The organism is Candidatus Symbiopectobacterium sp. (assembly GCF_020054415.1).
Classification (GTDB): domain Bacteria; phylum Pseudomonadota; class Gammaproteobacteria; order Enterobacterales; family Enterobacteriaceae; genus Symbiopectobacterium.
This window is the reverse complement of the sequence record NZ_JAHWCO010000201.1, coordinates 1-13,804: the sequence shown is the minus strand read 5'-3', so window position 1 is coordinate 13,804 and position 13,804 is coordinate 1. Positions and strand designations below refer to the sequence as shown.

Annotated in this window: 9 protein-coding genes and 4 pseudogenes; 7 read left to right on the top strand and 6 right to left on the bottom strand. The window is 55.9% G+C overall.

What is annotated here, in order from left to right:
- Positions 1-122: 122 nt before the first annotated feature.
- Positions 123-827 (bottom strand): Crp/Fnr family transcriptional regulator, encoded by a 705-nt coding sequence (locus QZ506_RS05890; RefSeq protein WP_291969715.1) that lies wholly within the window; start codon positions 825-827, stop codon positions 123-125.
- Positions 828-922: 95 nt separating this feature from the next.
- Here QZ506_RS05890 and QZ506_RS05885 point away from each other — a divergent pair, with 95 nt between their 5' ends.
- Positions 923-1,678 carry a class I SAM-dependent methyltransferase gene (locus QZ506_RS05885; protein ID WP_291969713.1) on the top strand — a complete coding sequence of 252 codons (756 nt, stop codon included), beginning with the start codon at positions 923-925 and terminating at the stop codon, positions 1,676-1,678.
- A gap of 5 nt (positions 1,679-1,683) precedes the next feature.
- On the opposite strand, the gene QZ506_RS05880 is transcribed toward QZ506_RS05885, so the two are convergent.
- Positions 1,684-2,925, bottom strand: coding sequence for a multifunctional CCA addition/repair protein (locus QZ506_RS05880; RefSeq protein WP_291969711.1), 1,242 nt, complete (start codon positions 2,923-2,925; stop codon positions 1,684-1,686).
- 205 nt (positions 2,926-3,130) lie between these two features.
- A complete protein-coding gene (locus QZ506_RS05875; protein WP_291969709.1) occupies positions 3,131-3,751 on the bottom strand; it encodes a TIGR04211 family SH3 domain-containing protein in 621 nt (206 codons plus the stop codon).
- A gap of 251 nt (positions 3,752-4,002) precedes the next feature.
- Here QZ506_RS05875 and QZ506_RS05870 point away from each other — a divergent pair, with 251 nt between their 5' ends.
- The 5 genes and pseudogenes from QZ506_RS05870 to QZ506_RS05850 form a co-directional block, all read left to right on the top strand.
- Positions 4,003-5,334, top strand: coding sequence for an inorganic triphosphatase (locus QZ506_RS05870; RefSeq protein ID WP_291969707.1), 1,332 nt, complete (start codon positions 4,003-4,005; stop codon positions 5,332-5,334).
- Positions 5,335-5,378: 44 nt separating this feature from the next.
- Complete coding sequence (gene glnE, locus QZ506_RS05865; RefSeq protein WP_291969705.1) at positions 5,379-8,246, top strand: bifunctional [glutamate--ammonia ligase]-adenylyl-L-tyrosine phosphorylase/[glutamate--ammonia-ligase] adenylyltransferase; 2,868 nt, start codon at positions 5,379-5,381, stop codon at positions 8,244-8,246.
- Between the two features lie 85 nt (positions 8,247-8,331).
- Positions 8,332-9,765 (top strand): bifunctional D-glycero-beta-D-manno-heptose-7-phosphate kinase/D-glycero-beta-D-manno-heptose 1-phosphate adenylyltransferase HldE, encoded by a 1,434-nt coding sequence (gene hldE / locus QZ506_RS05860; RefSeq protein ID WP_291969703.1) that lies wholly within the window; start codon positions 8,332-8,334, stop codon positions 9,763-9,765.
- A gap of 25 nt (positions 9,766-9,790) precedes the next feature.
- Positions 9,791-11,821: an NAD-dependent DNA ligase LigA gene (gene ligA / locus QZ506_RS05855; protein ID WP_291969702.1), complete on the top strand. Its 2,031-nt coding sequence runs from the start codon at positions 9,791-9,793 to the stop codon at positions 11,819-11,821.
- Between the two features lie 3 nt (positions 11,822-11,824).
- Positions 11,825-12,034: pseudogene (locus QZ506_RS05850) on the top strand (DUF3820 family protein); the annotation flags it as partial.
- Between the two features lie 129 nt (positions 12,035-12,163).
- Here the strand turns inward: QZ506_RS05850 and QZ506_RS05845 are convergent.
- From QZ506_RS05845 to garD, 3 genes and pseudogenes are all read right to left on the bottom strand, one after another.
- On the bottom strand, positions 12,164-12,379 hold the full coding sequence (locus tag QZ506_RS05845) for a FlxA-like family protein (protein ID WP_291969700.1): 216 nt from the start codon (positions 12,377-12,379) through the stop codon (positions 12,164-12,166).
- 246 nt (positions 12,380-12,625) lie between these two features.
- Positions 12,626-13,309 (bottom strand): annotated as a pseudogene (locus tag QZ506_RS05840) (methyl-accepting chemotaxis protein); the annotation flags it as partial.
- A gap of 9 nt (positions 13,310-13,318) precedes the next feature.
- Positions 13,319-13,627: pseudogene (gene garD, locus QZ506_RS05835) on the bottom strand (galactarate dehydratase); the annotation flags it as partial.
- A gap of 59 nt (positions 13,628-13,686) precedes the next feature.
- Between garD and QZ506_RS05830 the strand changes: the two are divergent.
- A pseudogene (locus tag QZ506_RS05830) lies at positions 13,687-13,804 on the top strand (IS5/IS1182 family transposase); the annotation flags it as partial.

The following is a 13,804-nucleotide window of genomic DNA, read 5'->3' as shown; positions in this document are numbered from 1 at the left end:
GCTTTGTGTTTGATAATGGGATTGTTAGTATGAAGCATGAGAGTTACCTCGCGTTTTGTTTAAGGATTAGACACCCATATCAAAACCGGTAACTCTCAACCTTTCAAGGTCCAGTGTCAGATCTAGTCGCGACTAATACACGTGATGTAACTGGCGCGGCAGGTGATGTAACCCTGCCGCTGCCACTCCGCCATCAGGCGGCTCAAGGTTTCTGCGCGAATACCCAACTGTGTTGCCAACTGTCCGCGATTGAGCGGTAGTCGAACTTGCGCGTTTGGCTGGGTATCTTGCTGGGAGCGATGTAGACGCAGCAGGTAATCCGCCAACCGTTCGCCCGCCGAACTGGAGGTCAGCCAGTCGATCTGGTTGATGGTGGTGTAAAGCTTCTGGCTGAGGTTGCCCAGCAGTTGCAGCGCCAGCGTCGGCCGTTGCAGACAAAACTGATGCAGCGTCTCTCGCGGAATCAATATTGCCTGTCCTGCGCTGAGTGCCCGAATGTTCATCGGGAAGCGGCCGTGCTCCATAAACACGGCGGCGAGCGCCACGCATTCGCCGCGTACAAACTGCCCGAAGACCTTGTCATCCCCCTGATAGGTATGGCGAAACGCCTGTAGTTCACCCTGTTCCACCAGCGGACAGTAGCGCATCTTATCCCCTTCGCGAAGCAGAACTTCCCCTGCCTGAAAGCGGATACGACAGCATGCGCGCAGTAAGGCGATCACCACCGCTTCAGGCTCGTTGCGTAGCCACTGATGGGAAAACAGCGCCTCGCAATGTTCCTCAGTCGGTAGGGGTATTTTGACAAACGTCATTGGTGCCTCACTCACGGGGTTCTACAGTGTCTGACATCAAAAGGAAATAATAATCATTTGCTTATTTTCAGCAAGCACCTGAGCAGGTTAATCGCGAGGAGGACGTAAGCATGTCAGAGAAACTGGAGGGACATAAATTTCTGGCGAGGTTAGGTAAAAAGCGCCTGCGCCCCGGCGGACGTGCGGCCACCGAGTGGTTGATGCAGCAGGGCGCGCTAACGCCATCGACGCGTGTTCTGGAAGTGGCGTGTAATATGGGCACCACCGCCATTGAGATGGCGCAGCGTTATGGGTGCGCTATCGTCGGGGTGGATATGGACAAGGCGGCATTACAGCAAGCACGGCACAACATTCTGGCTGCTGGCGTCGAAGGGCGTGTGACGGTGATGGAAGCGAATGCCTTGGCATTACCGTTCCCTGATAACCACTTTGACGTGGTGATTAACGAAGCGATGCTCAGCATGTACGCCGACAAAGCCAAGCGCCCGCTGATTCAGGAATATTTACGCGTGCTAAAACCCGGAGGGCGGTTGCTGACCCATGACATAATGCTGCTGCCGCAGGCCTCGGGTGATGTCACGGCGCAGATGCGCGCGGCAATCAATGTCAACGTCCAGCCGTTAACGCTGGCGGGGTGGCGCAACCTGTTTCTTGAAAGTGGTTTCAGCCAGGTGGAGAACGCGCAGGGCGCGATGACGTTGATAACGCCGTCTGGCATGATTTACGATGAAGGTTGGGGCGGCGCGGCAAAGATTGTGCGCAACGCGTTGAAGGTGGAAAACCGCGCAACCTTCCTTCGGCTGTTTCGCACCTTCCGCCGCTACCGGCACCAGCTTAACTATATTGCGGTCTGTAGCACGAAATAAGCCACTTACGGGGTCGAAGCGGGAATTTTCTGCGCTTTCCACGCGGTAAGCTCAGCAATACGTCGCCGGTGCAGCTCATCGCGCACGCCGATACCCTGAAAACCGTCGGCCACGACTGCGCCACTGGTGACGGCGCAGGCAACGGTGAAGGCCTCGCGCAGGTAGTCGCCTTGCGGATAGGGGGATTCTTCAAAACCGGTGCGGCCACGGGCATCCGCTTCACTGGTGAGCACCAACTTCTCCAGCCGTTCCGGCTTGCGCCACACGTCCAGCGCATCAAACAGCTTCATCAGCGTTTTGGGCTGCAATACCGTTACGGTATGCGCCAGGTCATGATATTCCGCTACCAGCTTAGCCAGGTCGCGCAGCGCATTAGGTACACGTAAGCGCTGGCACAGTTGCTCCACCAGTTTCACCCCCGCCGGGCCGTGTCCGTGGTGACGTGGCCAGAGCGCGGGCGGCGTCAGCGCTTTTCCCACATCGTGGCAGAGCGTGGCAAAGCGTACATCGATCTCGGGGGTGAGGCGAGCGGCAATCATCAGGGTCATCAGGGTATGAACGCCGCTGTCGATTTCCGGGTGCCATTGTGCCGGGGCCGGTACGCCATACAGATTGTCGATTTCGGGAAACAATACCGCCAGCGCACCGCAGTCGCGCAGCACCTGAAAATAGACGTGAGGCGAGCGGGTTGCCAGCGCCTTTTCCGTCTCTTTCCACACCCGTTCGGGCGTAAGAAAAGCCAACTCGCCCTCGCGCGTCATAAATTGCATCAGCGCCAGCGTTTCCTCCGCGATGTGAAAACCGAGATGGGCAAAACGCGCGGCAAAGCTCGCCACGCGCAGTACGCGTAGCGGATCTTCCTGAAAAGCCGGAGAGACATGGCGCAGCAGACGCTGTTGCAGATCGTAACGGCCGTGATAGGGATCAACCAAATCACCCTCTGCGGTTTGGGCGATGGCGTTGATGGTCAGATCGCGCCGCAGCAGATCCGCTTCTAGCGTAACATCGGGTGCGGCATTGCAAATAAAGCCGGTATAGCCGTTACCAGATTTGCGTTCAGTACGCGCCAGCGCGTACTCTTCTTTGCTTTCCGGGTGCAAAAAGACGGGAAAATCCCGCCCGACCTGCTGGTAGCCAAGCGCCAACATCTGTCCCGGTGTGGCACCAACCACCACCCAGTCACGTTCTAACACTGGGAGATCGAGTAAGGCGTCCCGCACTGCGCCGCCAACCAGATAACTCTTCAATACAAACTCCTAGCTTTACTCATCCGATCATTCCCGTGTAAGCGGGAATCTCTTACAGGCCAAACGCATGCCTTCTGCAAGAGGTTCCCGGTCTGCGCCGAGGATGATGGGAGCACTACGTTAACATAAGGTTAATAGTTACATACCCATCGGCCTGCCACAATCTATGCCGCAAGCCAATGTGATTTGTGCTGTGGCTTACGCCTTAGCGCATCCAGCGATCATTTTTCTTTCTGCTAGGGATCGGGTGCGGTAGCAGCAAACCGATCAGAAGACCGATGCCCGCCACGCCACCGCCGTACAGGAACCATTGCAAAATGATTTCCCGTTGCTTGTCATCCAGTTGCACATTGGCTGTATCGACCTTCTTTTGCGCGACAATCAGCTGATTTTTTAAATCCTGATTTTCGTTACGCAGAGCGGTGATGATATTGTCGCTGGCAGACACTTTTTGCTGCATATCTGCAGTACGCTGGTTCCATTCCTGAACGATATTGCCTAACCGCGCGGTGAGGTCGGAGACCTGCTTTTCCAGTTCCGGCACACGCAGGCGCAGGCTGGGCGTTTGACTCAGTTGATTGAGTGGCAGCCAACTGGTGCGATCTTTGCTATCGCGAATTTGGGCATAGCCGGCATTTTCATTCACGCTGAGCACGGTGACTTCCTCACCGGCATTGAGCGTGCCAATGATGCGGTACTGGGTGCCAGGGCCGGTATGAATATAGGTCGACAGCTCATCGGAGATGTAGCGTTTATCTTCTGCGTGACTCGCACAACTCAGTGTGAGGCAGACAAAGGTGAAACAAACGAGGCCTAATTTCTTCATAATTTCATCATTTTGCGCGAATGGTTGGGTGATAGTAGAGACATAAGTCTGACGAGGCAATGGGTAAACCGAAATGAGAACACTCCTATTACCCACGCCGCATTACCTGTCATTGCTGCCCGGTAGGTTTTTTCTGCCGCAGATGTTAGGGGTAAGGTGGTGTAATATAGCAAGTATCCGTATTTTCCGTCGCTGATGAATGGTTGTCAGCATCCGACCCGCAGGGTCATGTTTTTTAGATTGAAATGATGATGAGTGAAGAGATAGAACTGAAGTTTATTGTGCATCCGGACATGGCGGCTACGCTGCCGCGCAAACTGACGGCCTGGCAAACTGACTACGGCCACAGCGAGCATCTGGAAGGGCGACTGCTTAGCAACACCTATTATGAAACGGCGGATAACACGCTGCGTCAGTTCGGTATGGGGCTGCGTGTGCGCGGTGAAAACGGCCGGCACGAAATGACGCTGAAAACCGCGGGTACGGTGATCGGCGGGCTGCATCAGCATCCTGAATACAATGTGCCGCTGGCGAATGCCACTCTGGATATACGGTTGCTGCCCGCAGATGTCTGGCCGCCAGAATGCGATGTTGAAGCACTTGCGCAGGCACTGCATCCACTGTTTAGCACCCATTTTCAGCGTGAGCAGTGGGTTATCGCTTATCACCAAAGTTTGATTGAGATTGCCTTCGATCAGGGGGAAGTCACCGCTGGTGAATTGAGTGAGCCCATTTTGGAATTGGAGATGGAATTGAAAGCCGGGCAAACCGATGATTTGCTGGCGCTGTCGCAAGAGCTGGCGGAGTGGGGGGGAATGCGCCAGGGCAGCCTGAGCAAAGCGGCCCGCGGTTATAATCTGGCTCAAGGTGCGGTGCCGCGCGAATGTCGGGCGCTACGTATGTTGACGCTGCCTGCAAAGAGCACCATCGATCATGCGATTGGCGCTGCGCTAGAGCATGCGTTGGCCCACTGGCAATATCATGAAGAGCTGTGGGCTCGCGGTGAACGCAAGGCGCGCGTACAATTGCTGGAAGCCAGTGCGTTGATGCGTGAAATGCTGGTGCTGGGGGGGGGGGCGGTACCGCGCAAAGTGACCACGCTGTTCCGCGCGGCGCTCACCCATCTGGAAGAGCAGGTCGCACGTGAAACAGATGCCGAGAAAGTGTGTTATGACTCCAACTATCTGAACAGTAAGTTAGTGTTCACCTCATGGTTGGTTAACAACAGCCGGCGTGAACATATGGATAACAAAAGCCGTATGCGCCTAATGGGCTCGTATAAACGCTTTTGTGACGTGATGCTGGATCGCGCTATGGCGGAATTGCGCTCCGTATTTAGTCACCCGATGGATGCGGAGCACTACCAGCAGCAGTTGGCGCGTTTGCAACGCAACATCAATGCGTTCCTGCTGCTCTCCAGCGCCTATACGGAAACCACCGTCGAATCCTTTATCGAGCAGTGGCGTACGGTAGAGCACGGTATCAAGCATCTTCCTGCTTCGGGCGTGGACAGCGTGCTGGAAAATACCCGTCGTCATGCGGTGGAACAAACGCCGTACTGGTTAAGCAGCGCCAGCGTGTAACGTATTATTGTTTCCCGGAGTGCCTGGATTATCAGGAAGTTGCCATGTCTAATTCGCCATTCTCCTCTGCGTTGCCGCCGCTGCTGACGGAGCAGGCGCAGCGTGTGTTATCCCTCCTGCAGGAGAGCATGACGCTCCCTGCATCCATCGCGCCAGAGGATCTGGCGGTGCTGGCCTCCAGTGACTTTGTCAGCGAGGCGCTGGCACGCTATCCCGATTGGTGGGAGGCATTGCACCAGCAACCGACGCAGCCGGAGGAGTGGCAGCATTACGGGCAATGGTTGGCACAAGCGCTGGAGGCGGTGAGCGATGAGGCGACGCTGATGCGCGTGCTGCGTGAGTTTCGTCGCCGGATGCTGGTACGTATTGCCTGGTCGCAATCACTCGCCACCAGTACCACGCCACAAACGCTGCGCCAACTGAGCGAATTGGCTGAAACATTGATTGTGGCGGCGCGCGGCTGGCTCTATGACGCCTGCTGCCGCGAGTGGGGCATGCCCTGTAATGCGCAAGGGGAGCCGCAGCCGCTGCTGATATTGGGCATGGGCAAGCTGGGGGGCGGTGAACTGAACTTCTCCTCTGATGTCGACCTGATATTTGTCTATCCGGAAAACGGTCAAACGCGCGGGGGACGGCGCGAATTGGATAATGCGCAATTCTTTACCCGGCTGGGGCAGCGCCTGATCAAAGCGCTGGATCAGATGACAGTGGACGGTTTTGTCTACCGTGTCGATATGCGTTTACGCCCGTTTGGCGACAGCGGTCCGTTGGTGCTCAGCTTTGCTGCGATGGAGGAGTATTATCAGGAGCAGGGGCGCGATTGGGAACGCTACGCGATGGTGAAAGCGCGTTTGATGGGCGGTATGGAAGATGCCTACAGTCAGGAACTGCGCGCGCTGCTGCGTCCGTTTGTGTTCCGCAGCTATATCGATTTCAGTGTGATCCAATCGCTGCGTAACATGAAGAGCATGATTGCCCGCGAAGTACGGAGGCGCGATCTGCGTAACAACATCAAGCTGGGCGAGGGTGGTATTCGCGAAATTGAGTTTATCACCCAGGTTTTCCAACTGATTCGCGGTGGACGTGAGCCGGGGTTGCAAGGCCGGGAACTGCTGCCGACGTTGCAGCACACCGGTAGTCTGGGCCTGCTCTCGCCGCAGCAGGTGGACGAACTGAGCAATGCCTATCTGTTTTTACGGCGGCTGGAAAACCTGTTGCAAGCGATTGCTGATGAGCAGACGCAAACTTTGCCTCAAGAAGCGCTGAATCAGCAGCGTCTGGCGTGGGGCATGGGGTTTGATGGCTGGGAAACGTTAAATGATGCCTTACAAAACCATGTGCTGGCGGTGCGCCGGGTGTTTAATGACCTGATTGGCGATGATGCACAGGACGTGCAGGATGCGCCGGAGTGCAGCGGTTACAACAGCGTATGGCTGGACGCGCCCGATGAGGTGGATATGGGGGCGTTAATGCCTCACCTCAGCGAAGGGGCACGTAACGAGCTACTGCGCGCCATTACGGATTTTCGTCATGATTTGGTTAAACGTACCATTGGCCCACGCGGGCGTGACGTGCTCGATCATCTTATGCCGCTGCTGCTGGCCGAAGTGTGTGCTCACCAGCAGGCTGAGCTTATTTTGCCGCGCCTGACGCCGTTGTTGCTCGGTGTCGTGACGCGCACCACCTATCTGGAACTGCTGCTGGAGTCGCGCCCTGCGTTGATTCAATTGGTCCGTCTGTGTGCTGCCTCACCGATGGTGGCAAGCCAGCTGGCGCGTTATCCGCTGCTGCTGGATGAACTGCTCGATCCGGCGACGCTCTACCACCCGCTGGCGCCGGAAGCCTATCACGATGAATTGCGCCAATACCTGATGCGTGTGCCTGAGGAAGACGAAGAGCAGCAACTGGAAGCCGTACGGCAGTTCAAACAGGCTCAGCAGTTGCGCATTGCCGCTGGCGACATCGCGGGCGTGCTGCCAGTGATGAAAGTGAGTGATCACTTAACTTATCTGGCAGAAGCCATCATTGCTGCCGTGGTGCAGCAAGCCTGGACGCAGATGGTGGCGCGTTATGGGCAACCGACGCACTTGCACCAGCGCGAAGGGCGCGGTTTTGCGGTGATTGGTTATGGCAAGTTGGGCGGTTGGGAATTGGGCTACAGCTCCGATCTCGATCTGGTGTTCCTGCTGGACTGCCCGGATGAGGTGGTAACCGACGGTGAGCGCAGTATTGATGGCCGCCAGTTCTATCTCCGTCTGGCGCAGCGTGTGATGCACCTGTTCAGCACGCGTACCTCCTCGGGTATTCTGTACGAGGTCGATGCCCGCCTGCGCCCATCTGGGGCGGCGGGAATGCTGGTCAGCACCGTCGGTGCTTTCGGCGATTATCAACAGCATGAAGCCTGGACCTGGGAGCATCAGGCGCTGGTGCGCGCGCGTATGGTCTATGGTGAGCGTGGCGTACAGGCGCAGTTTGAGGCGATACGGCGTCAGGTTTTATGTCAGGAACGCGAGCAGGAGACGCTGCGTGCGGAAGTGCGCGAAATGCGTGAGAAGATGCGTCAGCATTTGGCCAATAAAGACCCCGCGCTGTTTGATCTGAAAACCGATGAGGGTGGTATCACCGATATTGAATTTATCGTGCAGTATCTGGTACTGCGTTATGCGGCACAGGAGCCACGTCTGACGCGCTGGTCTGATAATGTGCGCATTCTGGAATTGATGGCCCAGTGTGGCGTGATGGACGAGGAAGAAGCGCGGGCTTTGACGTTGGCGTACATTACCCTGCGCGATGCGTTGCATCATCTGGCGTTGCAGGAACAGTCGGCGCGTGTAAGCGCTGAAAGTTTTTTGAGCGAGCGTCAACAGGTGAAAACCAGCTGGGAGAAATGGCTGGGTGCCGGGGCGCAGTAGGCAACGAATGTTGTTTCGAAGGGCTGCGGGGGCTGTGCTATTATCGCGGCCAACTGTATGACAAAAAACATCTTGGAGTAGGTGCATGAAAGTTTCATTACCTGATTTTCGTCAGGCTGGCGTGCTGGTGGTAGGGGACGTGATGCTGGATCGCTACTGGTACGGTCCTACCAGCCGTATTTCGCCAGAAGCGCCTGTACCGGTAGTCAAAGTCGATACCATTGATGAACGTCCCGGCGGTGCGGCCAACGTGGCCATGAACATTGCGGCGCTGGGTGCCAGCTCCCGTCTGGTCGGGCTGACTGGCATCGATGATGCCGCACGCGAGCTGAGCGCCAAACTGAGCGATGTGAACGTCAAGTGCGATTTTGTTTCCGTCCCGACGCACCCTACTATTACCAAACTGCGTGTGCTGTCGCGCAACCAGCAGTTGATTCGCCTGGATTTCGAAGAAGTCTTTGACGGTGTTGATCCGCAGCCGATGTTGGAACGCATTGCGCAGGCGCTGCCAAAAATCGGCACGCTGGTACTGTCAGACTACGCGAAGGGCGCTCTGGCTCATGTGCAGGCGATGATCCAAACCGCCAATGCGGCGGGCGTGCCAGTCCTGATTGACCCGAAAGGGACCGATTTCGCTCGCTATCGCGGTGCCACCTTGCTGACCCCGAACCTGTCCGAGTTCGAAGCGGTTGCCGGACGCAGCAAAACCGAAGAAGAACTGGTAGCGCGCGGCGAGAAAATGATTGCCGATTTTGACCTTTCCGCACTGCTGATCACCCGTTCTGAACAGGGCATGACGCTGCTTCAGCCGAGCAAAGGGCCGCTGAATCTGCCGACACAGGCGCAGGAAGTCTACGATGTGACCGGTGCGGGCGATACCGTGATTGGAGTATTGGCAGCGGCGCTGGCGGCGGGAAATTCACTGGAAGATGCCTGTATCCTGGCGAACGCCGCAGCGGGTGTGGTAGTGGGTAAGCTGGGAACCTCTACCGTCACGCCTATCGAGCTGGAAAATGCCATTCGTGGTCGCGCTGACAGCGGTTTTGGTGCGATGGATGAAGCGCAACTGAAAGCGGCTGTCACGCAGGCGCGCCTGCGCGGTGAAAAAATTGTCATGACCAACGGCGTATTCGATATTCTGCATGCTGGTCACGTCTCTTATCTGGCGAACGCACGCAAGCTGGGCGATCGCTTGATTGTGGCGGTGAACAGCGATGACTCCACCAGCCGCTTGAAAGGCCCCACGCGTCCGGTCAATGCCCTAGCGCAACGTACGGCAGTGTTAAGTGCCCTCGGCGCGGTGGACTGGGTAGTGCCGTTTGAAGAAGATACCCCGCAGCGCCTGATTGCTGGCATTTTGCCGGATATTCTGGTCAAAGGTGGTGACTACAAGCCGGAAGATATCGCAGGCAGTAAAGAGGTGTGGGCCAACGGCGGCGACGTCCAAGTGCTGAACTTTGAAGATGGCTGTTCTACCACTAACATTATTAATGCCATCAAAGCCAATACGCAGCGATAAACCAAAAGAGTACGGGTAACCTCCAGTGACAGTTGAACATCTGACATCGCGTGTGGCCGAACTGCACGCGCAATTGCGCCACCACGAATATAAATATCACGTTGAAGATGCGCCGGAAATTCCTGACGTGGAATATGACCGCCTGATGAATGAGCTCAAGGCGATCGAAGCGGAACATCCTGAACTGATTACACCAGATTCGCCCACGCAGCGCGTTGGCGCGGCCCCCCTGTCGGCGTTCGAGTCCGTGCGTCATGAGGTGCCGATGCTGTCGTTGGATAACGTATTCGATGATGACAGCTATCTGGCGTTTTACAAACGCGTACAGGATCGCTTGAAAAGCGGCGAGGAACTAACCTTCTGTTGTGAGCTGAAGCTCGATGGTTTGGCGGTAAGCCTGTTGTATGAAAACGGCCTGCTGGTGCAGGCCGTCACGCGCGGCGATGGCACGACAGGGGAAAACATTACCGCCAATATCCGTACCATCGGAGCCATTCCACTGCGGTTGCACGGCGATAACATCCCTGCGCGCGTGGAAGTGCGTGGCGAAGTGTTTATGAAACACCGTGGCTTTGAAAAGATGAATGATGAAGCGCGGCGTACCGGTGCCAAGATTTTTGCCAATCCGCGCAATGCGGCGGCGGGGTCGTTGCGTCAGCTCGATCCGCGCATTACGGCTAAACGTCCCCTGACGTTCTTCTGCTATGGAGTTGGCCTGTTGGAAGGCGGAACCTTGCCAGCCAGCCATCTGGTACGCCTGAATCAATTTAAAGCCTGGGGACTGCCGGTTAGCGATCGTATTCGTTTGTGCACTGGTAGCGCAGACGTGCTGGTATTTTACCGTCAGGTGGAGCGAGAGCGCGCCACGCTCGGCTTCGATATTGACGGCGTGGTGGTCAAAGTTGACGACCTGGCATTGCAAGAGCGGCTCGGGTTTGTCGCGCGCGCGCCGCGCTGGGCGGTGGCCTTTAAATTCCCGGCGCAGGAGCAACTGACCTGGCTGCACGGCGTTGATTTCCAGGTAGGGCGCACTGGTGCCATTACGCCGGTGGCACGCCTTGAGCAGGTTGCAGTTGCCGGGGTTATGGTGAGTAATGCCACCTTGCATAACCGCGATGAGATTGAACGTCTCGGCATAAAGATCGGCGATCGCGTTATCGTGCGTCGTGCAGGCGATGTTATTCCGCAGATCGTTGGGGTAGTGGAAGCAGAACGCCCTGCGGATGCGCGTACTATCGACTTTCCTGAGCAATGTCCGGTGTGTGGCTCCGAGGTGGAGCGCGTTGACGGTGGGGCGGTGACGCGCTGCACTGGCGGGTTGACCTGCGGTGCACAGCGTAAGGAAGCGTTAAAGCACTTTGTCTCCCGTCGTGCGCTGGATGTGGAAGGTATGGGTGACAAAGTTATCGATCAACTGGTGGAAAAAGAGTACGTCAAAACCCCCGCCGACCTGTTCAAACTTACCGCTGGCATCCTGACTGGACTGGATCGTATGGGGCCGAAATCGGCACAGAATCTGGTCAATGCGCTGGAAAAAGCCAAATCCACCACCTTTGCCCGTTTCCTGTTTGCGTTGGGTATCCGTGACGTAGGGGAAGCGACCGCAAGCAACTTGGCACAGCATTTTGCCACCCTGGATAACCTGCTAGCGGCGGATGAAGAAGCGCTGCTGGAAGTGGCGGATGTGGGGCCTATCGTGGCGAAGCATGTGCGCCATTTCCTGCAAGAAGCGCACAACCAGCAAGTGATTCGCGAGCTTATCAATCCTGAGGGCATCAATATCCATTGGCCTGACATCGAAGGGGTGGATGTTGCGACGCTTGATAACCCGTTTGCCGGCAAGACCATTGTGCTGACGGGGTCGTTGAGCCAGCTATCCCGTGATGAAGCCAAGGATCGCCTGACGGCGCTGTGCGCGAAAGTGAGCGGCAGCGTGTCCAAGAAAACCGATATGGTGATTGCCGGGGAAGCAGCGGGCTCCAAGCTGGCCAAAGCACAAGAGTTGAATATCCCGGTGATTGATGAAGCTGAGATGATCCGTCTGCTCGGAGCATAACCGATGGAAAAAGAGGATTTGATCGCCATCGCCGCTCAGCAGATGCCATTTGGAAAGTGTCAGGGCCGTGTACTGATCGATTTGCCTGAGGAGTATTTGCTGTAGTTTGCCCGCAAGGATGCGTTTCCCACAGGGCGATTGGGCGATTTGATGCAACTGACGCTGACCATAAAGATTGCAGGGCTGCAAGGGTTGGTGACGCCGCTCAAGCAGCCGCACGTAGATGTTGATTTTATTCTCTTCGGTCGGCTTGTTAACGCCTTCCTCTTGAGCCGTAGACGTGGATGCCGCCTGCTGCTGTTTACTCTCCGATGACTCATTCTGCAACCGGGAGATTTGGGCCTAAAGCGCTTGAATCTGCGCCTGAACCAACTGCTGCTCCTGAATACTGGCCTTTTCTTCATCCGTACTGGCTTTCTCAAGGGAGGAAGCCAGCGATTTGGCCTGCTGCGTTAGCGTTTTAATCTGCTGATTAATAAGAGCAATTTGCTGCTCATTGCTGGTCCCTGAGCTCGCGCTGCTGCCAGAGGCAGACGTCACTGCGCTGATGCTGGTCATTTTTTCTCCTTGTCATTACGGCACTGGTTGTGCTTATAGAGTATCGACGTTTATTCCCTCTAGCTTAACAGGGATTTTGTCGGAATACAGAACGATAGGATCAGGTTTTTCACAGTAAATGTAACAATATGTGTTATTTGCCAGTGCCGAGAGAAACACAGGAAGGGGCTATCGGCATTGCGCGGGACGCACGGCGAGGGAATTATCCTTATTCCCAGCCGTATCGTGCGTTGAAAGGAGGATTAATCAACTGCCATACACATTGATGGCGCTGGTGAGCCGTTGAGCCTGGCGGTTCAAACTTTCTGCCGTATCGTTTGATTGCACTACCATTTCGGTATTGCTTTGGATCATGATTTCTATTTGTGCGATGGATTGGTTAATCAACCCCAACGCCTGCGTCTGCTCTTGCGTGGCGTTGCTGATCTCTTTGATCATGGTAGAGACTTGCAGCACTTCGCTGACAATATCCGCAATGTGTTTGCCCGCGTTTTCCACCATTTTACCGCCTGACTCCACGCTTTCGACGTTCGCATCGATCAGCGTTTTGATCTCTTTGGCGGCTGAGGCAGAGTGTTGGGCTAGGTTACGTACTTCGGCAGCGACTACGGCAAAACCGCGGCCTTGCACACCCGCTCTGGCGGCTTCTACTGCGGCGTTGAGTGCCAGCATGTTGGTTTGAAACGCAATGCTGTCGATCACGCCGATAATATCGACGACTTTATCGCTCGCCTTGGAGATGGATTTCATCATCCCGATGGTTTCACCCATGATATCTCCACCTTTTTGCGCCGCCTGGCTGGCAGCTTCCGCCATACTGGTGGCTTGGATTGCCGTTTCAGCACTTTGCTGTACCGCAAAGGCAATTTCTTCGATTGCGGCGGCGGTTTGTTGCAGGTTGGCTGAGGTTTCCTCGGTACGGGCATTGAGCTAGTACACATAAATCAACCCGCGTTTGGTCGGACGCTGCCCTGGAGAGAGCACTTCGGAAATGGTGCTTTGACCTGATTTATCAATCGAGCCGAGCGCCTTTTCTACCACGTTCGCCAGCCCACCCTTTTTATTGCCCGGAGACGGGTTGGCGCTGCGATCGTTTTTTCCGGTATCCAGGTAGTTGTCATACCAGTCCATCTCTTCAAGCAGACGGCGACCCACTTTTTCGGTCGCGGCGCGCGGTGTGAGAAGGTGAATGGCATCGCGTACTTCGGTGACCTCCGAAAACATCACGGTAGCGCCGCAGCGCACTAGGCTGTGTCCCTTAATTGCCTGAGTTATAGTAACCGTGTGTTTCCACAGTATATTGAACTATGGCTCGCTACGACCTTCCCGATGAAGCATGGATGATCATCCAGTCTTTACTGCCTGCTGAACCAGCAATACCACGTGCCGGACGTCCATGGGCAGAACATCGTAAAATCATCAATG

What these genes read in the sequence shown, in the direction of transcription:
- QZ506_RS05885 (WP_291969713.1), top strand. Translation starts at nt 923, where the DNA reads ATGTCAGAGAAACTGGAGGGACATAAATTTCTGGCGAGGTTAGGTAAA.
- QZ506_RS05875 (WP_291969709.1), bottom strand. Translation starts at nt 3,751, where the DNA reads ATGAAGAAATTAGGCCTCGTTTGTTTCACCTTTGTCTGCCTCACACTG.
- QZ506_RS05870 (WP_291969707.1), top strand. Translation starts at nt 4,003, where the DNA reads ATGAGTGAAGAGATAGAACTGAAGTTTATTGTGCATCCGGACATGGCG.
- glnE (WP_291969705.1), top strand. Translation starts at nt 5,379, where the DNA reads ATGTCTAATTCGCCATTCTCCTCTGCGTTGCCGCCGCTGCTGACGGAG.
- hldE (WP_291969703.1), top strand. Translation starts at nt 8,332, where the DNA reads ATGAAAGTTTCATTACCTGATTTTCGTCAGGCTGGCGTGCTGGTGGTA.
- QZ506_RS05845 (WP_291969700.1), bottom strand. Translation starts at nt 12,379, where the DNA reads ATGACCAGCATCAGCGCAGTGACGTCTGCCTCTGGCAGCAGCGCGAGC.